This window comes from Salipiger sp. (assembly GCF_048261495.1).
Taxonomy (GTDB): domain Bacteria; phylum Pseudomonadota; class Alphaproteobacteria; order Rhodobacterales; family Rhodobacteraceae; genus Salipiger.
In genome coordinates, this window is record NZ_JBLXFX010000005.1 from 305,949 (window position 1) to 325,710 (window position 19,762).

At 68.3% G+C, this 19,762-nt stretch carries 19 protein-coding genes; 1 reads left to right on the plus strand and 18 read right to left on the minus strand.

The annotated features are described in order from the left end of the window. The first annotated feature begins 67 nt into the window (after nucleotides 1-67). A complete protein-coding gene (locus tag ACN0RJ_RS12845; protein WP_417724498.1) occupies nucleotides 68-556 on the plus strand; it encodes a peroxiredoxin in 489 nt (162 codons plus the stop codon). Between the two features lie 75 nt (nucleotides 557-631). On the opposite strand, the gene ACN0RJ_RS12850 is transcribed toward ACN0RJ_RS12845, so the two are convergent. From ACN0RJ_RS12850 to ACN0RJ_RS12935, 18 genes are all read right to left on the minus strand, one after another. Next, a complete protein-coding gene (locus tag ACN0RJ_RS12850; RefSeq protein ID WP_417722466.1) occupies nucleotides 632-922 on the minus strand; it encodes a 4a-hydroxytetrahydrobiopterin dehydratase in 291 nt (96 codons plus the stop codon). Next, nucleotides 919-2,118, minus strand: a complete 1,200-nt coding sequence (locus ACN0RJ_RS12855; protein WP_417724499.1) for a GNAT family N-acetyltransferase — start codon at nucleotides 2,116-2,118, stop codon at nucleotides 919-921. Before ACN0RJ_RS12855 ends, ACN0RJ_RS12850 begins: the two co-directional genes overlap by 4 nt. Nucleotides 2,119-2,164: 46 nt before the next feature. Then, on the minus strand, nucleotides 2,165-2,920 hold the full coding sequence (locus ACN0RJ_RS12860; RefSeq protein WP_417724500.1) for a glycerophosphodiester phosphodiesterase family protein: 756 nt from the start codon (nucleotides 2,918-2,920) through the stop codon (nucleotides 2,165-2,167). Further along, on the minus strand, nucleotides 2,920-3,381 hold the full coding sequence (locus tag ACN0RJ_RS12865; protein WP_417722463.1) for a RidA family protein: 462 nt from the start codon (nucleotides 3,379-3,381) through the stop codon (nucleotides 2,920-2,922). Before ACN0RJ_RS12865 ends, ACN0RJ_RS12860 begins: the two co-directional genes overlap by 1 nt. A 100-nt stretch (nucleotides 3,382-3,481) precedes the next feature. Next, nucleotides 3,482-4,150: a hypothetical protein gene (locus ACN0RJ_RS12870; RefSeq protein WP_417724501.1), complete on the minus strand. Its 669-nt coding sequence runs from the start codon at nucleotides 4,148-4,150 to the stop codon at nucleotides 3,482-3,484. Between the two features lie 73 nt (nucleotides 4,151-4,223). Beyond that, the gene (locus ACN0RJ_RS12875; protein ID WP_417724502.1) at nucleotides 4,224-6,248 is read right to left on the minus strand and encodes an FAD-dependent oxidoreductase; all 2,025 of its coding nucleotides are present in this window, start codon (nucleotides 6,246-6,248) and stop codon (nucleotides 4,224-4,226) included. A gap of 80 nt (nucleotides 6,249-6,328) precedes the next feature. Then, the gene (locus ACN0RJ_RS12880; protein WP_417724503.1) at nucleotides 6,329-6,784 is read right to left on the minus strand and encodes a GFA family protein; all 456 of its coding nucleotides are present in this window, start codon (nucleotides 6,782-6,784) and stop codon (nucleotides 6,329-6,331) included. Between the two features lie 15 nt (nucleotides 6,785-6,799). Further along, nucleotides 6,800-7,303 (minus strand): DUF805 domain-containing protein, encoded by a 504-nt coding sequence (locus ACN0RJ_RS12885; RefSeq protein ID WP_417724504.1) that lies wholly within the window; start codon nucleotides 7,301-7,303, stop codon nucleotides 6,800-6,802. A 13-nt stretch (nucleotides 7,304-7,316) separates the two neighbouring features. Further along, entirely contained in the window at nucleotides 7,317-7,940 is a 624-nt protein-coding gene (locus ACN0RJ_RS12890) for an MliC family protein (protein WP_417722458.1), read from the minus strand. A gap of 111 nt (nucleotides 7,941-8,051) precedes the next feature. Next, entirely contained in the window at nucleotides 8,052-8,558 is a 507-nt protein-coding gene (gene msrA, locus ACN0RJ_RS12895) for a peptide-methionine (S)-S-oxide reductase MsrA (protein ID WP_417722457.1), read from the minus strand. Next, the gene (gene msrB / locus ACN0RJ_RS12900; RefSeq protein ID WP_417722456.1) at nucleotides 8,555-9,004 is read right to left on the minus strand and encodes a peptide-methionine (R)-S-oxide reductase MsrB; all 450 of its coding nucleotides are present in this window, start codon (nucleotides 9,002-9,004) and stop codon (nucleotides 8,555-8,557) included. The genes msrA and msrB overlap by 4 nt, the downstream gene beginning before the upstream one ends. 216 nt (nucleotides 9,005-9,220) lie before the next feature. Further along, the gene (gene queG / locus ACN0RJ_RS12905) at nucleotides 9,221-10,270 is read right to left on the minus strand and encodes a tRNA epoxyqueuosine(34) reductase QueG (protein ID WP_417724505.1); all 1,050 of its coding nucleotides are present in this window, start codon (nucleotides 10,268-10,270) and stop codon (nucleotides 9,221-9,223) included. Nucleotides 10,271-10,345: 75 nt separating this feature from the next. Beyond that, nucleotides 10,346-11,011 carry a glutathione S-transferase family protein gene (locus ACN0RJ_RS12910; protein ID WP_417722454.1) on the minus strand — a complete coding sequence of 222 codons (666 nt, stop codon included), beginning with the start codon at nucleotides 11,009-11,011 and terminating at the stop codon, nucleotides 10,346-10,348. Nucleotides 11,012-11,137: 126 nt separating this feature from the next. Further along, complete coding sequence (gene mtgA / locus ACN0RJ_RS12915) at nucleotides 11,138-11,878, minus strand: monofunctional biosynthetic peptidoglycan transglycosylase (protein ID WP_417724506.1); 741 nt, start codon at nucleotides 11,876-11,878, stop codon at nucleotides 11,138-11,140. 182 nt (nucleotides 11,879-12,060) lie between these two features. Beyond that, nucleotides 12,061-12,759 (minus strand): VPLPA-CTERM sorting domain-containing protein, encoded by a 699-nt coding sequence (locus ACN0RJ_RS12920; RefSeq protein ID WP_417722452.1) that lies wholly within the window; start codon nucleotides 12,757-12,759, stop codon nucleotides 12,061-12,063. Nucleotides 12,760-12,956: 197 nt separating this feature from the next. After that, nucleotides 12,957-17,498: a glutamate synthase large subunit gene (gltB, locus tag ACN0RJ_RS12925; protein WP_417722451.1), complete on the minus strand. Its 4,542-nt coding sequence runs from the start codon at nucleotides 17,496-17,498 to the stop codon at nucleotides 12,957-12,959. Between the two features lie 91 nt (nucleotides 17,499-17,589). Next, nucleotides 17,590-17,991, minus strand: a complete 402-nt coding sequence (locus tag ACN0RJ_RS12930; RefSeq protein WP_417724507.1) for a GFA family protein — start codon at nucleotides 17,989-17,991, stop codon at nucleotides 17,590-17,592. A 325-nt stretch (nucleotides 17,992-18,316) separates the two neighbouring features. Continuing rightward, complete coding sequence (locus ACN0RJ_RS12935; RefSeq protein ID WP_417722449.1) at nucleotides 18,317-19,756, minus strand: NAD(P)-dependent oxidoreductase; 1,440 nt, start codon at nucleotides 19,754-19,756, stop codon at nucleotides 18,317-18,319. Nucleotides 19,757-19,762 lie beyond the last annotated feature (6 nt).

Consider the following 19,762-nt stretch of genomic DNA (forward strand, 5'->3'; position numbering starts at 1 on the left):
CTCGGCCGCGCCCGCAGGCACCCTACATCCCGGCGAAACACGAACGCAATCAAGGGAGACGCGTGACATGTCCATTTCAAAGGGCGACAGCCTGCCCGACGCGACGCTGGTCCGGATCGGAGAGAAGGGTCCCGAAGCCGTGAACCTCGGCGAGACGCTCAAGGGCCGCAAGGTCGTGATTTTTGCGGTTCCCGGCGCCTATACCGGCACCTGCACCACCGCCCACGTGCCGAGCTTCATCCGCACCAAAGGCGGATTCGACGACAAGGGCGTGGACGAGGTGATCTGCCTGTCGGTCAACGACCCCTTCGTCATGCAGGCCTGGGGCGAATCGACCGGCGCGACCGAGGCCGGAATCACCATGCTCGGCGATCCCGAAGCGGCCTTCACCAAGGCCATCGGCATGACCTTCAGCGCCCCGCCGGCCGGGCTGATCGACCGGTCCAAACGCTATGCCATGCTGGTCGAGGACGGCACCGTCACGCTGTTCCACGCCGAGGAAAGCCCCGGCACCTGCGAAATCTCCGCCGGCGAATCGCTGCTGGCCGCGATGTGACGACCGGGCCGGGCGCAAATTCCTTCGAAAGGAATTTGCAAATCTTTTCAAAAAGATTTGCGCCCGGCCCCACCTTCAGAGCGAATCCAGCTTTCGCGCCAGTTTCGCATCGAGCGAGCTCAGACCGCCGACGTCATGCGTCGACAGCGTGACCTCGACCGTCTTGTAGACGTTGGACCATTCCGGGTGATGGTTCCACTTCTCCGCCCAGAGCGCCGCCCGGGTCATCCAGGCGAAGGCCTCGCAGAAATCCTCGAAGACATAGGTCTTGTGGATGGCATCGCGCCCCGCGACCATCTCCCAACCGTTGTCGAGCAACGGCGCCAGGATGGTCGTCCGGGCGGTATCGGACAGCTTTTCGGTCATTCCTGTTCCTCCCGCAGGTCCTTGCGGAACGGCCCGTAGGCGGTGAGGATCTCGATTTCCTCGCCGACGGCGTTCCGCTCCTCTACCAGATAGCGCTTCACCGCGCGGGCGAAACCCGCGTCGGCGATCCAGTGCAGGCTGTGGGTCGGTTTCGGCAGATACCCGCGCGCGAGCTTGTGTTCGCCCTGCGCCCCCGCCTCGACCCGAGCCAGCCCGGAAGCGATGGCAAAGTCGATGGCCCGATAATAGCACGCTTCGAAATGCAGGCAGGGATGATCTTCGATGCAACCCCAGTAGCGCCCGAACAGCGCCTCGCGTCCGATGAAGTTCAGCGCCCCGGCCACCGGCGTGCCGTCGCGCTCGCAGAGCACCAGCGCGATGTCGTCGCGCAGGCTCTCCTGCGCGATGTCGAAGAAGGCCCGCGTCAGGTAGGGAGAGCCCCATTTCCGCGCGCCCGTGTCCTGGTAGAAGCGCCAGAAGGCATCCCAGTGATGCGGCGCGATCGCGTCTCCCGTCAGGGTGCGGATCTCGCCCCCGAAATCCTGTGCCCGCGCCCGTTCCTTGCGGATGTTCTTGCGCTTGCGCGACGACAGCGAGGCGAGGAAGGCCTCGAAATCGGCAAAGCCGTGATTCTCCCAATGGAATTGCTGGGTGACGCGGCGCATCAGCCCCATTTCCTCGCCCGCGATGGCTTCGGCCTCGGTGCAGAAGGTGGCGTGCAACGACGACAGCCCGTTGTTCGCCGCAACCTGCACCGCGCCCTGCACCAGCGCCGACATGCCCACGGCCTCGTGCCCGGGCCTGGTCAGGAACCGGCGCCCGGTCGCGGGGGTGAAGGGCACAGCGATCTGCAGCTTGGGATAGTAGTCGCCGCCGGCGTTCTCGTAGGCATGAGCCCAGGAGTGATCGAAGATGTACTCACCCTGGCTGTGGCTCTTGGCATAGAGCGGCGCCACGGCGACGATCTCGCCCCCGCGCTCGGCGGTCATGTAGCGCGGCTCCCAGCCGGTGCCGCGCCCGACCGAGCCCGACTCCTCCAGCGCCTTCAGGAACCGCCAGGTGGTGAAGGGATCCATGGGGCGGCCGCCGTCCGCGGTCTCCGGGCAGGCGCAGGCATCCCAGTCGCGCGGGGCGATCTGGTCGAGCGAGGTGAGAAGGGAAACGGCGATGGAGTCGCCGGGGCTCTGGTCGGTCATGGATGCTGTCCCTGTCGGGACATATCTGGCCCGTTCCCCGCCGGGATCAAGCCGCGTATCCCTCGAAGGTGATATTCTGCGCGACGCGGCGGGCCGCTGCCTCCTGATCGGGCGAGCGCACCGTCCAGCACAGCACCGGCACCCCGGCGGCGCGCAGGGCCGTCACCCGCGGATTGTCGAGATCGCGCCGGTTGTGGCTGATGAACCCCGCGCCCGTCCGTTCGAAATCCGGGATGCCGCGCAGGCGGTCGCGGATCGCGGGCGGCAGGGTCGGCCAGTCCTCGGCCGCGTAGCCGCAGGTGGTCAGGCCGCGCGGCAGGTGCGGCGCCCGCGCCGCCAGCGCCGCCACGGAATGCGGGTTGAACGACATCAGCGCCACCGGCCCCGCGTAGCCCGAAAGCGCCGCCACCGCCGCCGCCTCCAGCGTGCCGACGTTGCGGCCCATCGCGCCGTCCTGGTCCTTGAACTCGATCAGCAGCGGAACGCGCCCGGCGACCTCGGCCAGGATCTCCGCCAGGGTCGGTATGCCCTCGTCGCCGTTGCGCAGCGCGATCCGCCCGAGATCCGCCGCGCTGCGCCGGCGCAGCGCGCCCTCCTCGCCGGTCAGGCGGGACAGCTCGTAGTCGTGAAACACCATCGCCTCCCCGTCCGAAGAAAGCTGCAGGTCGATCTCGATGCCGTAGCCCGCGGCCACGGCGGCCCGCACCGCCGCGCGGGAATTCTCCGGGCGGCCCTTCGCACGGTCGTGCAGCGCACGGTGCGCGATGGGCCGCTCCAGGAAGACGGGAGGCAGGGGGGCCATCAGGCGAGCTCGAAGATGCCTTCGATCTCGACCGCGACGCCCAGCGGCAGGGCGGCCGCCGATACGGCGGAGCGTGCGTGGCGGCCCCTGTCGCCCAGCAGCGCCACCAGCAGATCCGAGGCGCCGTTGATCACCTTGGGCTGGTCGTCGAAGGCGCCGGTGGAATTCACGAAGCCGGTCAGCTTCACCACCCGCTTCAGCCGGGACAGATCGCCGCCGCAGGCCGCGCGCACCTGCGCCAGCAGTGCCAGCGCACAGGTCTGCGCCGCTCTGGCGCCGGCCTCGACCTCCATGTCCTCGCCCAGCTTGCCGAGGATCAGCCCCTCCTCGTCCTTGCTGATCTGGCCCGAGACGTAAAGCGTGGAGCCGACCTGTACGAAGGGCACGTAATTCGCCGCGGGCGCCGGGGCGTCGGGCAGGGTCAGGCCGAGTTCTGCGAGGCGGGTGTCGATGTCGCTCATGGAATCCTCCGTTGGTTTGCGCCGGACGCTAAACGGCAAGCGCGGCGATGGGAATAGCCGGCGCGCCGCGCGGTCCGGCACGGGGTCCGCCGCTAGGCGCTCAGCCCCCGGCCTCGGCCTTGTGCAGGCCCAGCGCCACGGGCGAGAAATCCGCCTGCCCCTCCTTCGAGAAGATCCGCTTCTGGATCGCGTTGAACGCGTCGAGATATTCGCCGTAGCTGGTCACGTTGACCGCGCTCGGCACCGGCAGCAGATCCCCCAGCGGCGCCGCATAGCCCCGGACGCTGATTTCCATTTCCGCCCGCGACAGGTTGAGCTGCGATTCCGCCGCGATGTTGGGGATCGACACCTGCACGTTCGAGCCGAAACTCGACGCCTCGACCTGCATCCGCACCGCGACGCCCATCTCCACGTCGCGCCCGTCGACCTTGACGACGGTAAAGGACTTGGCCTCCTGGATCACCCCCACCTGCTTGTGGGTCGCGTCCCCCTTGAACAGCGCCGAGAAAAAGCTCGTCTTGCCGGAGACATCCCGCGTGTAGGCGACGGTCGAGATGAAATGCTGATCCAGCACCAGCGGCCCGTCGCCGCCGCCCGCCCCCGGCATCCCCTCCAGCGAGTCGTCCAGCAGCCCGGCCATCGGCCCGGATTGCGCCGCCTCGCGGGCGCGGCGGGTGAGATCGCTCGTCCGCCGGTCGTTTTCGAGCAAGGGCTCGTAGGTCGTGGGCACGGACCCCGGTTCGGCCCGTGGCGTATCGCCATCCGTCATCAGAAATCCCCAGTCGCAAAATGCACGTTGCGGGGGAAGGCTAACACGAAGCCTCGCCTCTGCGAAGGGCGCGCTACAGCCCCGCTGCCAGCCGCACGCCCTGGTCGATCGCCCGCTTGGCATCCAGTTCGGCCGCCACGTCGGCGCCGCCGATGACATGGCAGGCAACGCCCCGCGCGCCCAGCGCATCGGCAAGGCCGCGCGCGCTTTCCTGGCCCGAACACAGCACCACCGTATCGCAGGCGATGACCTCGGGCCGCTCCCGCGCCGCCCCGTACGAGATGTGCAGCCCGGCGTCGTCGATGCGTTCGTAATTGACCCCGGCCTTCATCTGCACGCCCTTCATCAGCAGCGCCGCGCGGTGGATCCAGCCCGTCGTCTTGCCCAGCCGCTTGCCCGGCTTCTCGGCCTTGCGCTGCAGGAGCACCACCTCGCGCACCGGCGGTTCGGGCTGCGGCCCGTCGGGGGCCAGACCGGCACGGGCGGTCTCCGGGTCGGTGACGCCCCACTCCCGCAGCCACTCGGGCAGGTCCAGCGTCGGAGACTCGCCGGTGACGAGGAATTCCGCCACGTCGAACCCGATGCCGCCGGCGCCGACGATGGCCACCCGACCGCCGACCGGCGCGCCGTCGCGCAGCACGTCGACATAGCTCAGCACCGACGGGTGATCCTGCCCCGGAATGCCCGGATCGCGCGGCGTGACGCCGGTCGCCACCACGACCGTGTCGAAGCCCTCCAGCGCGTCCGGCGTCGCCTCGACGCCCAGCCGCAGCGTCACGCCGGTTTCGGCCAGCATCGCGGCGAACCAGTCGACGAGGCCGTGGAACTCCTCCTTGCCCGGCACCCGGCGCGCCATGTTGAGCTGGCCGCCGATCTCCCCGGCGCGGTCGAACAGCGTCACCGCATGGCCGCGCTGCGCCGCCGTGATCGCGGTCGACAGGCCGGCGGGCCCCGCCCCGACCACCGCCACGCGCTTGGGCGCATCGGTCGGGACCGGCACCAGCTCGGTCTCGTGGCCGGCGCGCGGGTTGACCAGACAGGACGACACCTTGCCGCCGAAGGTGTGGTCGAGACAGGCCTGATTGCAGGCGATGCAGGGCGCGATCAGGTCCGGGCGCCCGGCCCGCGCCTTGTTGACGAACTCCGGATCGGCCAGGAACGGCCGCGCCAGGCTCACCATGTCGGCACAGCCCCCGGCCAGCAGGCCCTCGGCCACCTCCGGCGTGTTGATCCGGTTCGAGGTGATGACCGGAATCCCCACCTTGCCCATCAGCTTTTTCGTGACCCAGGCAAAGCCCGCCCGCGGCACCGAGGTGGCGATCGTCGGCACCCGCGCCTCGTGCCAGCCGATGCCGGTGTTGAGGATGTCGGCCCCCGCCGCCTCGATCGCGCGGGCCAGTTGCACCACCTCGTCATGGGTCGACCCGTTCGGCACGAGGTCGATCATCGACAGCCGGAAGATCACGATGAAATCCCGCCCCACGGCGGCGCGCACCCGCCGCATGACCTCCACCGGCAGGCGCATCCGGTTCTCGTAGCTGCCACCCCAGCGGTCCTCGCGCCGGTTGGTGTGGGTGACGAGGAACTGGTTCAGGAAATACCCTTCCGAGCCCATGATCTCGACCCCGTCATAGCCGGCCTCGCGGGCCCGCACGGCGGCGATGGCGATGTCGTCGATCTGCTTCTCGATCCCCGCCTCGTCCACCGCCCGGGGCGCAAAGGGCGAAATCGGCGATTTCACCGCCGAGGGCGCCACGCAGTCCGGCCCGTAGGCATAGCGCCCCGCGTGCAGGATCTGCATGGCGATCCTGCCGCCCGCGTCGTGCACCCGATCCGTGACCAGCCGGTGATGGGCGATGTCCTGCGGCGTGAACAGCCCCGCCGCGCCGGGAAACACCCCGCCCTCCGCGTTGGGTGCCATGCCGCCGGTGACCATCAGCCCGACGCCGCCCCGCGCCCGCTCCGCGTAGAACTCCGCCACCCGGTTCCAGTCGCCGCGCTCTTCGAGGTTGGTGTGCATGGACCCCATGAGCACCCGGTTCGCGAGCGTCGTGAACCCGAGGTCGAGGGGCGATAGCAGATGCGGATACGATGTCATTGGCGGGCCTCCCTGTCCGGGGCGCACCCTGCCAAGGCCCCGTGCGCCTGTCCCGCGGAACGTCGCGTCAGAGCGGCGTCCTAATGCGCCGCGTGTTCGGCATATTCGGCCAGCAGCGCGGGGAAATCGGCCTCTCCCGGGAAGCCGTCATAGCTGTGCCGCGCCGGGGTGGTGGCCCAGTCCAGCCGCTCGGCGCACATGGTCTCGATGAAGGGCTCGCTCCATTCGGGCACGTCGAACATCACCGGGCGCACGTTGAGAAAGGCGTCGATCCCCGCGATCCGCGTGAACATCCAGCTCAGGCAGTCCGGGCAGCAGAAATGGTCGAGCTGCGGCCCCTTGATCCCGCCGAGCACCGGCGCCCCCTCGACCACGCGAAACCCCGCGACGGGCACCATCATGGTCAGGGAAAAGGCGCTGGACGCCATCTTGCGGCAGCCGCTGCAGTGGCAGGCCGCCGTCATGATCGGCGGGACCGACACCTCGATCCGGGTGGCGCCGCAGCGACAGGTGCCAAGGGCGGGCAGGGTTTCCACGGGGGGTCTCCTTCGTCAGCGCGGCACCGGAGGCGGGCCGTACCGATTCTCTCCCGGATCGGAGGGCCGGGTCAACCACCAGATCATCAGCACCACCATGCACAGGTGGATCACCATGATCGCCGCCGCCCCCACGCCGCCCACCAGCAGGCTGACGCCGGTCGGATCTACATCCGCCGCCGTGGCGATCACGATCCCGCTCAGCAGCACGAACATCAGCCCGACCGACACCAGCAGCGGCGCAAAGTAGTACCACCCCGGCCGCCCGCTGTCGTGCATCCGCCGGAACGCCACCGCCAGCCAGGGCAGCAGCACCAGCAGGTTGAACACCCCCGACAGCCGCCGCGGCGCGCGCCCGGTCACGGGATCGGCGCCGAACAGCATCCGGTCGGCCAGCCCCAGCACGACGGACATGCCCACCACGAACAGCACCCACCACCAGAACTCCGACCGGGAGGCGCGCCCCGAAAAGGTCGCATACCTGCGGAAACAGGTCCGGACCGACTCCGCAAACCCCATGGCACCGCCCTCCTCAGCCGATCTCTTCCTGCCGGCACACCATCTCCGGCGCGCCCCCGATCGACAGCGTCGCCTCGTCGCCGTGGCTCCAGAACGTCACCTCCCCGAGGTAGCCGCCGCTGCCCGCGTATTTCGCCCCCGAGGCGGCCTCCACCTGCGGCACCGCCACCGCGTCCGTCCCCCAGATCAGCGCGACCATCGGCGCCGCGGTGTTGACGAAGGTCGCGCTGATGCCGTCCTCGAACCCCTCGCAGAGGATCGCCACCGGCCCGGTCGACGCCCCCTCGCCCGCGCGCGCATCCGCATGGCCCGTGCGCAGCTCCGCGATGCGCAGCGCATAGTCCCGCGCGACGCAGGCCTCGATCCCGTCATCGGCCTTCCAGCAATCGTCGCGCCCCTTGATCCAGCCGCGCTGCGTGGCCTTCAGCTCCGCCAGCACCTCGGCCGTCATGTGCGGCCCCCCGGCGGCCAGCTCGTAGAGCCGCGCCAGCTCCAGATCCAGCGAGGCCAGCGCATCCGAGGCACAGACCGCCTCCTCCGCACCGCTTTCCGCCCGCGTGCAATCAAAGGACGGCTCCAGCGCCAACGCCGGCCCCCCGGCAAGCGCCAGCCCGGCGCAAATCAGTCGAATCCGCATGTGATCTCTCCCGCCGATACCCGCATGAAGGGTAACGCGGCATCGCAACGGCACAAGATAAAACGGCGCCCCCGGTCAGGAGGCGCCGTTCGCATCGCGCGGGGGCAGGGACTATTCCGCCGCGTCGCGCCGGGGCAGAACCCAGTGCTTGCGCGGGAAATGGCAGGTGTAGCCCGCCGGGAACCGCTCCAGGTAATCCTGATGCTCGGGCTCGGCCTCCCAGAAATCGCCCGCCGGTTCGACCTCGGTCACGACGGGACCGGGCCAGAGACCCGAGGCGTTCACATCCGCGATCGTCTCCTCGGCCACCCGCTTCTGATCTTCGTCCAGATGGTAGATCGCCGAACGGTAGCTCATGCCCACGTCATTGCCCTGCCGGTTCGGCGTGGTCGGATCGTGGATCTGAAAGAACACCTCCAGAAGGTCGCGGTAGCTGATCCGCTCCGGGTCGTAGAGGATCTCGATGCCCTCGGCATGGGTGCCGTGGTTGCGGTAGGTGGCATGCGCCACGTCGCCGCCCGTATAGCCGACGCGGGTGCGCTCCACCCCCGGAAGCTTGCGGATCAGATCCTGCATCCCCCAGAAACAGCCACCCGCCAGAACCGCGCGCGCGCTCATGCCACATCCTCCACCTGGTCGAGATAGGCGCCGTATCCCTCGGCCTCCATGTCGTCGCGATGCACGAAGCGCAGCGAGGCGGAGTTGATGCAGTAGCGCAGCCCGCCGCGATCCGCCGGCCCGTCGGGAAAGACATGCCCGAGATGGCTGTCGCCGTGCGCCGAGCGGACCTCGGTGCGGATCATCCCGTGCGAGATGTCGCGCAGCTCGGTCACGTGGGCGGGCTCGATCGGCTTGGTGAAGCTCGGCCAGCCGCAGCCGCTCTCGTACTTGTCGGCCGAGGCGAACAGCGGCTCGCCCGATACCACGTCCACGTAGATGCCCGGCGCCTTGTTGTCGAGATAGGCGCCGCTGCCGGGACGCTCGGTGCCGTTTTCCTGGGTCACCCGGTACTGTTCGGCGGTCAGCGCCGAAACGACCTCGGGTCTGCGTTCGTAAGTCGCCATGATTTCCCTCCAGACTGTTCCCTGTGCAAGATGGGCCCGCCCGGCCGATTTGCAAAGCCTGTTACGCGCACATCCCGCCTGCGTGAACGGTCCGTCATGGCGGTTGCAAAATCGGCCCGGCGGGCTTAGGTGATGATCGTGAGGGTTTCCCTCCGAAAAGACCAAGGCACGAACCTCGGGGCGCCGGTGGCCTCACAGCTGCCGGTGCCTTCCCTGTCAGGACAGAAGCCGCGTCGCGGCCCAGCGTGCGGCTTCTGCGACTGTTTCGTCGGCATCCCCCGTGAGGTCCCGAACCACCCCCAGCAGCGACGCATCGCCGGAATTGCCGATGGCATAGGCGACATTGCGCACGAACCGGTCGCGCCCGATGCGCTTGATCGGCGACCCCGAGAACCGCGCCCGGAACCCGGCATCGTCCAGCGCCGCCAGCCCGGCCAGCTCCGGCGCCGCCAGATCGGCGCGGGCATGGTACTTCACCTCCGAGGCGCGGCGCGCGAACTTGTTCCAGGGACAGGCCGCAAGGCAGTCGTCGCAGCCGTAGATCCGGTTGCCGAGCTTTTCGCGCAGCTCCGGCGCCACGGGGCCGTGATGCTCGATCGTCAGGTAGGAGATGCAGCGCCGCGCATCCAGCCGGTAGGGCGCGGGAAAGGCCCCGGTCGGACAGATGTCGAGACAGGCCCGGCACGACCCGCAATGATCCCGCTCCGCCCCGTCCGGGTCCAGCTCCAGCGTGGTGAAGATGCAGCCGAGAAAGAACCACGAGCCCAGCTCGCGGCTCACCAGGTTGGTGTGCTTGCCCTGCCAGCCCAGCCCCGCCGCCTGGCCCAGCGGCTTTTCCATCACCGGCGCCGTGTCCACGAAGACCTTGATCTCCGGCGCCCGGCCGGGGTCCTCCGCCCGCCCGGCGTCGATCAGCCAGCGCCCCAGCCGCTTCAGCCGCTTCTTCACCACGTCGTGGTAGTCGCGGTGCTGCGCATAGACCGAAATCGCCGCCCGGTCGCGCTGCTCCAGCACCGCCAGCGGGTCATGCCCCGGCCCGTAGTTCTCCGCCAGCATCACGACCGAGCGCGCCTCGGGCCAGAGCGCCGCCGGATCGCCGCGCCAGCCGCTGCGCTCGGCCATCCAGCCCATCTGCCCGTGAAACCCCGCGTCGAGAAAGGCCGCCAGCCGCCCCGCCGCCTCGGGCACGTCGCCCGGACGGCACACCCGGCAGGCCGAGAACCCGACCGCCTCCGCTTCCCGCTTCAGGCGCTCCGTCAGGCCCACGCGCCGCGCCCTCCCCGTCTCCGGTTTGCAAATATCCCGGGGGTGCGGGGGCAGGCCCCCGCTCCGGCGGCGGTGTCAGAAATCCAGGTCGGCATAATGCGCCGGCGGCGGGAACCCCGGGATCTGGTCCGCCAGGATCGACCGGAAGGCCGGGCGCGACTTGATCTTCGCATACCAGTCCTTGACCACCGCCGATCGGTTCCAGTCCACGTCCGAGATATAGTCCAGCGACGACAGATGCGCGGCGGCGGCGAAATCCGCCAGCGTCATCACGTCCCCCGCCAGCCAGCGCCGGTGATCCAGCAGCCAGGCCATGTAGTCGAGGTGGTACTTCACCGCCTTCGCCCCCGACTTCACGTTGCCGGAATCCGGGAACCCGGCCTTCATGATCTTCTTGTTCACCCGCTCGTAGAGCAGCTTCGACGTCACCTCGTTGTGGAACTTGTCGTCGAACCAGCCGATCAGCCGCCGCACCTCGTAGCGCGCATCGGCCGAACGCGGCATCAGCGGCGGCTCGGGGTACTTCTCCTCGATCCATTCGCAGATCGCCGCGCTCTCGGCCATGACCTTGCCGTCGATCCGCAGCACCGGGACCTTGGCGGCGGGGTTGCGCCGCAGGAAATCCGGGTCCTTCTCCCAGTAGCGCTCCTCGACCAGTTCGCATTCGATCTTCTTCTCGGCCAGGCTGAGCCGGACCTTGCGGCAGAAGGGCGACAGCGGCACGTGATAGAGCTTGGCCATGATGGGGAACACATCCGGAAGAGTGAAGGAAACCTGACCGCCTGTTTGCCGCGAAACCCCGGACGATTCAACCTCGCGCGGTGAAACGCGGCGCCGCATCGCGCATCCGGGCCGGGGCGGGCCGGCTCAGCCGCCCTCGAAACAGGCCGCCCGGCCGTCCCGCGCGATGGTCGCCGCGCCGTCCCGGATCGCCCCGGCCCGCCGCGTCACGTAGTTCGACGGGCGCGAGGCCGAGCGGTCCTTGGGGTCGGGGAGGATCGCCGCCAGCCGTGCGGCCTGGGTGGCGCTCAGATCGGCGGGCGCGACGCCGAAGTAATGCCGCGCCGCCGCGTCGACCCCGAACACGCCCTCGTCGAACTCCGCCACGTTGAGATAGACCTCCAGGATGCGCCGCTTGCTCCAGATCGCCTCGACCAGAGGGGTGATCAGCGCCTCCAGCGCCTTGCGGGTCCAGTTCCGCCCCTGCCAGAGATAGGCGTTCTTCACCACCTGCTGGCTGATGGTCGAGGCGCCCCGGTTGCCGCCCTCCTCGATGGCCTTGCGGATCGCCACCATGTCGAAGCCCCAGTGGTTGCAGAAATTCGCATCCTCCGCCGCCACGACCGAGCGCAGCATCACCGGCGCCACGTCCTCCGCGTCGACCCACTCGTGCTCTACCCGCGCCCCGAGCCGCTGCCCCTCGGCCCACATGTACCAGGTGACGGGCGGGTCGATCACCCGGTAGGCGAAGACGACGAAGACCAGCAGCGCCGCAATCACCAGCGCGGAACGAAACGCGAGCCGCAGCAGCCAGCGCAGCGGGCGCACCGGCCTGCGCGCCTCGCCTTTCGCTGCCTTCTTCGCGGTCTGTTTCACTGCCCGTGCCATCGCCGCAGGATTACACATCTATCCGCGCCGGGGAAAGCATCCCATTCCCGCGCGTCATCCGGCGCCCGGCGCACCGCCCCGGCCACCCGAAACAGGAAAGGGGCGGCCCGACCGGCCGCCCCTTCCCGAATGGTGCGGGGTCCGCCGGACACAGCCGAACCGGACCCGGTCGAGACCGGCGCTCAGGCCGCCTGACGCTTGCGACGCCGCAGCGCCGCGATGCCGCCGACCGCGCCGACCAGAAGCAGGCCGGAGGCGGGCACCGGCACGGCCGAGGTCTCGGCGACCAGCGACACGTTGTCGACACCCATCGTCATGATCCCGCCGTTGTCGGCCTGGGCGAACCGCAGCGTGTAATTGCTACCCGCGCTCAGGAACGGCAGCAGGTCGAGCGCATAGGACTGATAGGGCGTGCCGAAGTTGCCGGTGATGACCGGCGCCACGATGCTGTGGACGACTCCCGCATTGCTGAACACGTCGGAGCCGAAGGACAGGACGTCCACGCGGGCGTTCTGCGTGCTTCCGCAGCAGAAGGGATCCAGTCCGCCGTCGAACAGCCCCGCCGTGCTGGCCGAGAAGAAGTCGAACGACAGCAGGAGGCTGGTGGCATCCACAGGCGCCAGAAAGTCCTGCGACACCGCATAGGCTCCCGGACCGGACTGCCCGGTCAGCACGTGATAGGTTCCCTCCGTCGCGCCGGCGACGGACTGTGCCGAAACGGGCGAGACCGCAGCGTCGGTAGCAACGATCGTGCCGCTGCTCCCGGCAAAGGTGGATGCGGTCCAGCCGGTGAAGTCACCGGTTTCGAAACCGCCGTTGGTGAGAAGCTGCGTCGATGCGAAGGCCGGTCCCGCCAGAAGCGCGGCACAGGCCAGTGCCATGATATTTTTGATCATTATTGTACCAGGTTCAGGAAAACGTGACCGATTTCCAGGCCCGGCCGGCATGATCCGTCCATCGATCATATATTTGGCGGCACCGCGCCGGGCTGACTGTTGCGCTTTTATCGCCCCTCCGGACATGAAAGGACCCCCGGACCGGATCGGCCGGGGGTCCTTCCTGTCTTGCGAAGGCGGATTTACTCCGCAGGCACCGCCACGTCGCGCTCGATGCCCAGCGGATGGGCGATCTTGTTCAGCATCTCGGTCGGGCAGACCTGCAGGAAGTGACCCTTTTCGAGGTCCCAGTGCTGCAGGATGTCCTGACCCTTGCGGCTGTTGGTCTCGGCCACGTGGCGCTCGATCAGGCCCTTCAGCTCGGCCTCCCAGGCGTCGACGGTGACCGGGCAGGTGACGAGGCTCTCCATGTTCATCATCTCGGGGGCCAGGCCCTCGGGATCGTAGAGATAGGCCATGCCGCCGGTCATGCCCGCGCCGAAGTTCGCGCCGATGGGTCCGAGGATCACCGCCACGCCGCCGGTCATGTACTCGCAGCCGTTGCTGCCGCAGCCCTCGACCACCACCTTGGCGCCCGAGTTGCGCACGGCGAACCGCTCGCCCGCCCGGCCCGCGGCAAAGAGATGTCCGTCGGTCGCACCATAGAGCACGGTGTTGCCGATGATGGTGTTCTCCTCGGCCTTGAGCGGCGACATCATCGGCGGACGCACCACGATCATGCCCCCGGACAGGCCCTTGCCGACATAGTCGTTGGCATCGCCCGACACCTCGATCTTGAGGCCCGGCGCGGCGAACGCCCCCAGCGACTGCCCCGCCGAGCCGGTCAGCTTGACGTGCAGGTGGTCGGGCTGCAGCGCGTTGCGCATCCCGAACTTGCTGACGATATGGCTCGACGTCCGCGTGCCCACCGTGCGGTGCGTGTTCTGCACCGCGTAGGAAAGCTGCATCTTCTCGCCGTCCTGCAGGAACCGGCTGCCGTCGCGCACGATCTCGCTGTCCAGCGTATCGGGCACCACGTTGCGCGGCTTGTTGCGGTCATAGACGATGTCGTCGGCCCCATCCACGCGGATCAGCAGCGGGTTGAGGTCGAGGTCGTCCAGATGCTCTGCACCCCGGCTGACCTGGCTCAGCAGATCGGCGCGGCCGATCACCTCGTCGAGGCTGCGCGCCCCGATGGAGGCGAGGATCTCCCGCACTTCGGTCGCGTAGAAGGTGATGAGGTTCACCACCTTGTCGGCGTTGCCGGTGAACTTGCGGCGCAGGTCGTCGTCCTGGGTGCAGACCCCCACCGGGCAGGTGTTGGACTGGCACTGACGCACCATGATGCAGCCCATCGCGATCAGCGCCGCGGTGCCGATGCCGTATTCCTCGGCCCCGAGCATGGCCGCCATCACGATGTCGCGCCCGGTGCGCAGCCCGCCGTCGGTGCGCAGCGTCACGCGGTCGCGCAGCTTGTTCATGGCAAGAACCTGATGCGCCTCGGTCAGGCCCATCTCCCACGGAAGACCGGCATACTTGATCGAGGTGCCGGGCGACGCGCCCGTACCGCCGTTGTGACCCGAGATCAGGATGATGTCGGCCTTGGCCTTGGCAACGCCGGCCGCGATGGTGCCGACGCCGCTGGACGCCACCAGCTTGACCGTCACCTTGGCGCGCGGGTTGATCTGCTTCAGGTCATAGATCAGCTGCGCGAGGTCCTCGATCGAGTAGATGTCGTGGTGCGGCGGCGGCGAGATCAGCGTCACGCCCTCGGTCGAATGCCGCAGGCGGGCGATGAGCTTGGTCACCTTCATGCCGGGAAGCTGGCCGCCCTCGCCGGGCTTGGCACCCTGCGCGACCTTGATCTCCAGTTCCTCGCAATGGTTGAGGTATTCCGCCGTGACGCCGAACCGTCCGGAGGCCACCTGTTTGACCTTCGCGCTGGGGTTGTCGCCGTTCGGCTCCGGCACGAAATGTGCCGGGTCCTCGCCGCCCTCGCCGCTGTCGGACTTGGCGCCGATGCGGTTCATCGCGACGTTCAGCGTCTTGTGCGCCTCGGGCGACAGCGCCCCCAGCGACATGCCCGGCGTCACGAAGCGCTTGCGGATCGAGGTGATGCTCTCCACCTCCTCGATGTTGATCGCCTTGCCCAGCGGCTTGATGTCGAGCAGGTCGCGCAGGTGGATCGGCGGGTTGGCCCGCATCGCCTTGGAATAGGTCTTCCACAGCTCGTAGCTGGCCTTGTTGCAGGCGGCCTGCAGCAGGTGCATGGACTGCGCGCCCCAGGCGTGGGTCTCGCCGGACTTGCGGGCCTTGTAGAAGCCGCCGATCGGCAGCACGTCGCGTCCGCCCCTCCAGCCGAGCGCGTGGATTTCCTCGGCCTTCTGCTGGATGCCGTGCACCCCGATCCCCGAGATGCGGCTCAGCATGCCGGGGAAGTACTCGGCGCACATGGCGCGGGACAGGCCCACCGCCTCGAAGTTCAGACCGCCCCGGTACGAGGAAATCACCGAGATCCCCATCTTGGACATGATCTTGAGCAGCCCCTGGTCGATCGCCTCGCGGTAACGCGCGACGTTGTCGGTCAGGGAACCGTCCAGCAGGCCCTTCTCGATCCGGTCGGCCAGCGAATCCTCGGCGAGGTAGGGGTTCACGATGGTCGCACCGCAGCCCACCAGCACGGCAAAGTAATGCGGATCGACGCATTCCGCCGACCGCACGCCGAGCGAACAGAAGGTCCGCAGGCCCTTCTTGGTCAGCCAGGAATGCACCGCGCTCGTCGCGAGGATCATCGGCATCGCGACGCGGCCCTCGTCCTGCGTCTGGTCGGTCAGCACGATGTGACCGCCGCCCGAACGCACGGCATCCTCGGCCTCGGCCCGGATCCGGGCGAGTCCCTCGCGCAGCGCGCCCTCACCGGCGCCCGCCGGGAAGGTGCAGTCGATCTCGATCAGGCCGGCATTGAAATGCGCCTTCAGCTCGTCGAACTGGGCGTTGCCCACGAAGGGGCTGTCCAGCACCAGGATCTCGGTCTGCGACGAGCTTTCGTCCAGCACGTTCTTGAGGTTGCCGAACCGCGTCTTCAGCGACATCACCCGGAATTCCCGCAGCGAGTCGATCGGAGGGTTGGTCACCTGGCTGAAGTTCTGCCGGAAGAAATGGCTCAGCGGGCGGTACTTCTTGGACAGCACCGCCGACGGCGTGTCGTCGCCCATCGAGGCCAGCGCCTCCTTGGCGTCCTCCGCCATCGGGGACAGCACCTGCTCCAGCTCTTCCATCGTGTAACCGGCGGCAATCTGGCGCTTGCGCAGCTCCGCGCCGGTGAACAGCGGCTTTTCCGTCACCTTGCCCAGCGACTGGTCGAGATCGACGATCTTGCCGACCCACTCGCCGAACGGCTGGCTGGCGGCGAGACGGTCCTTGATCTTGGTGTCGTGGTAGAGCTTGCCCTCTTCCATGTCGACGGCGATCAGCTGGCCCGGGCCGAGCGCGCCCTTCTCGCGGACGGACCCCTCGTCGACCGGCACCATGCCCGCCTCGGAGCCCGCGATGAGCAGCCCGTCGCCGGTGACGACATAGCGCATCGGACGCAACCCGTTGCGGTCGAGACCGCCGCAGACCCAGCGCCCGTCGGTCATCGCCAGCGCGGCGGGGCCGTCCCAGGGCTCCATCACCGAGTTGACGTAGGAATACATGTCCAGCCAGGCCTGCGGCAGTTCCACCGCCTGCTTGGACCAGGCTTCGGGGATCAGCATGGTCTTGGCCATCGGCGCGTTGCGCCCGGCGCGCACCAGCACCTCGAACACCGCGTCCAGCGCGGCGCTGTCGCTCGCGCCGTTGGCGATGATCGGCTTGATGTCCTCGGCCATGTCCCCGAAGGTGGACGACGCCATGCGGATCTCGTGGCTCTTCATCCAGTTCAGGTTGCCCTTCAGCGTGTTGATCTCGCCGTTGTGGGCCAGCATGCGGAACGGCTGCGCCAGCCACCACTGCGGGAAGGTGTTGGTGGAATAGCGCTGGTGATAGATCGCAAAGGCCGATTCGAACCGCTCGTCCTGAAGGTCGGGATAGAAATCCGCGACCTGCTCGGCCAGCATCATGCCCTTGTAGATGATCGACCGGCAGGACAGCGAGGCGATGTAGAGCTCGTTGATGCCCGCCGCCAGCGCGGCCTTCTCGATGCGGCGCCGGATCACGTAGAGCTCGCGCTCGAAGGTCTCCTCGTCCACGCCCTTGGCGTTGGAGATCAGGATCTGCTCGATCTCCGGGCGCGTCGCGTTGGCCTTTTCGCCGAGGCAGTCGACGCTGACCGGAACGTGACGCCAGCCGTAGATGTAGTGACCCATGCGCAGGACCTCGGTCTCCACGATGGTCCGGCAGGTCTCCTGCGCGTTGAAGTTGGTGCGGGGCAGGAACACCTGGCCAACCGCCATCAGCTCGTTCTTGCGCGGCGTGTGGCCGGTGCGGTCGATCTGGTCGTAGAAGAACGCCACCGGGATCTGCACGTGGATGCCCGCGCCGTCGCCGGTCTTGCCGTCCGCGTCGACGGCGCCCCGGTGCCAGATCGCCTTCAGCGCGGTGATGCCCGCCTCGACGACCCTGCGCGACGGACGGCCGTCGATGGACACGACCAGGCCGACGCCGCAGGACGAATGCTCGTCCTCCTCGCGGAACATGCCGTTCTCTTCCATCCACTTGCGCTTGGCGACTTCGGCCGCGGCCCAGGCTTCATCATATGTGGTCATGGCATTGCACCTCCATGCGGGGCCGCGTCCGTCGCGGCCGGGGTTCCTCGGGTCCGGCCCAGGGGGGCCGGGACAATTCGATGTGGGGCGCTCAGGCCCCGTCGACCTCGACGCCGTACTTGGTCAGCGTCTCGGCCCGTGTCAGTGTCTTGTGCTCTCCGGCCAGCGCCCAGCAGTCGGGCTTCTGGTCGATGAAGATCTCGCGCGTCAGCTCGAACCCGTCGGCATCGTCCAGCAGGCCGATGCACAGCTCGTAATCGCCCGCGCCGTCGACTCCCTTGTCATGACGATACCAGAGCACCGAACCGCAGGCGCCGCAGAATTCGCGGCTGGCCCAGGCCGAGGACCGGAAGCGGCGGATGCTCTCCGCCCCCTCGATGGTCATGCCGGCGACCGGGGCCGTGACCGCGAACAGCGCCGATCCCGCCCAGCGGCGGCATTGCTCGCAATGACAGACGCCGAAGTCTCCCAGCGTGGTCGCAGAGAACCGCACCGCGCCGCAAAGGCATCCTCCCGTCCGCTCCGTCATGGCCCGTGGTCTTTCCTTCGAGTCGCTGACCGTGGCGGACGCCGGGTCGCCGTCGGTTCAGGTTTGCTTCATGGTTCTTGACGTTCGGTTAACGCGAAACGTCAAGGAGTCTGTCTTTGTTCGGCCCGACCCGCACCTCTGACACTTTCGGCATGAAATGTCAGAAATCGGCCTTCCGGGTGGCTCCGGGGGCGGACTCCGGGGGGTTCCACCCCGGTTTTCCGCCGTTTTCCGTCTCCGCCCCGACCGTACCGCCGAGCCGTACGACCCGTACGGATCGCCTCCGGGCCTATTCGGCGGCGATGGCCGCCATCTTGTCGAAATCCTTCAGCACGTGCTCGGCACAATCGCGCCCGTCGCGGATCGCCCAGACCACCAGCGAGGCACCGCGCACGATGTCGCCCACCGCGTAGACATCCGGCAGAACCGTCCGCCCCGAGGTGAATTCGGCCTTGATGGTGCCCCAGCGGGTCACCTCCAGCTCCGGGCAGCCCCAGAGCGTCGGCAGTTCCTCGGGCGAAAAGCCCAGCGCCTTGATGACCAGGTCGGCGGGCTCCTCGTAGTCGCTGCCCTCGATCACTTCCGGCGACTGGCGCCCCGAGGCGTCGGGCAGGCCTAGGCGCATCTTCTCGACGATGACGGCGCTCACGGCCGGGTCGCCCTTGAAGCCCTTGGGCGCGGTCAGCCACTCGAACCGGACGCCTTCCTCCTCGGCGTTCTGCACTTCGCGCTGGGAGCCGGGCATGTTCGCCCGGTCGCGGCGGTAGAGGCACTTGACCGAGGTCGCGCCCTGCCGGATCGCCGTGCGCACGCAGTCCATCGCGGTGTCGCCGCCGCCGATGACGACGACGTTCTTGCCCTCGGCATTCAGCTCTCCGCTGGTGAATTCCTCGACGGTATCGCCGAAATTCGCCACCCGGTTCGAGGCGGTGAGATAGTCGATCGCCTTCACGATCCCCCGCGCGCCGGAGCCCGGGCCCTTGAGATCACGGGATTTGTAGACGCCGGTGGCGATGATGACCGCGTCGTGCCGGTCGCGGATGTCCTCGAAGGACATGTCCTCGCCCACGGTGCAGTTCATCACGAAGGTCACGCCGCCGTCTTCGAGCTGCTTGTTGCGGCGCATGACGATTTCCTTCTCCAGCTTGAAGCCGGGGATGCCGTAGGTCAGCAGCCCGCCGGAGCGGTCGTAGCGGTCGTAGACGGTGACCTGAACGCCGGCACGGCGCAGCATGTCCGCCGCGGCAAGACCGCCCGGCCCCGCCCCGATGATGCCGACGCTCTCCTTGCGCTCGACCGCGGGGGCGGCGGGCTTGACCCAGCCATTTTCCCAGGCGGTGTCGGTGATGTATTTCTCGACCGAGCCGATGGTGACGGTGCCGTGGCCGGACTGCTCGATGACGCAGTTGCCCTCGCAGAGCCGGTCCTGCGGGCAGATCCGTCCGCAGATCTCGGGGAAGGTGTTGGTCGCCTGGCTGACCTCGTAGGCCTCCTGAAGGCGCCCGGTCGCGGTCAGGCGCAGCCAGTCGGGGATGTTGTTGTGCAGCGGACAATGGCTCTGGCAATAGGGCACGCCGCACTGACTGCAACGGCTCGACTGCTCCGTGGCCTTCGCATCGGCGAACTCCGCATAAATCTCGCGAAAATCCTTGTTGCGGACAATGGCGTCCCGCTTCTCGGGCATGTCGCGCTCGATCTTCACGAATTTCAGCATCGGCTGTTTCGCCATCGTGGG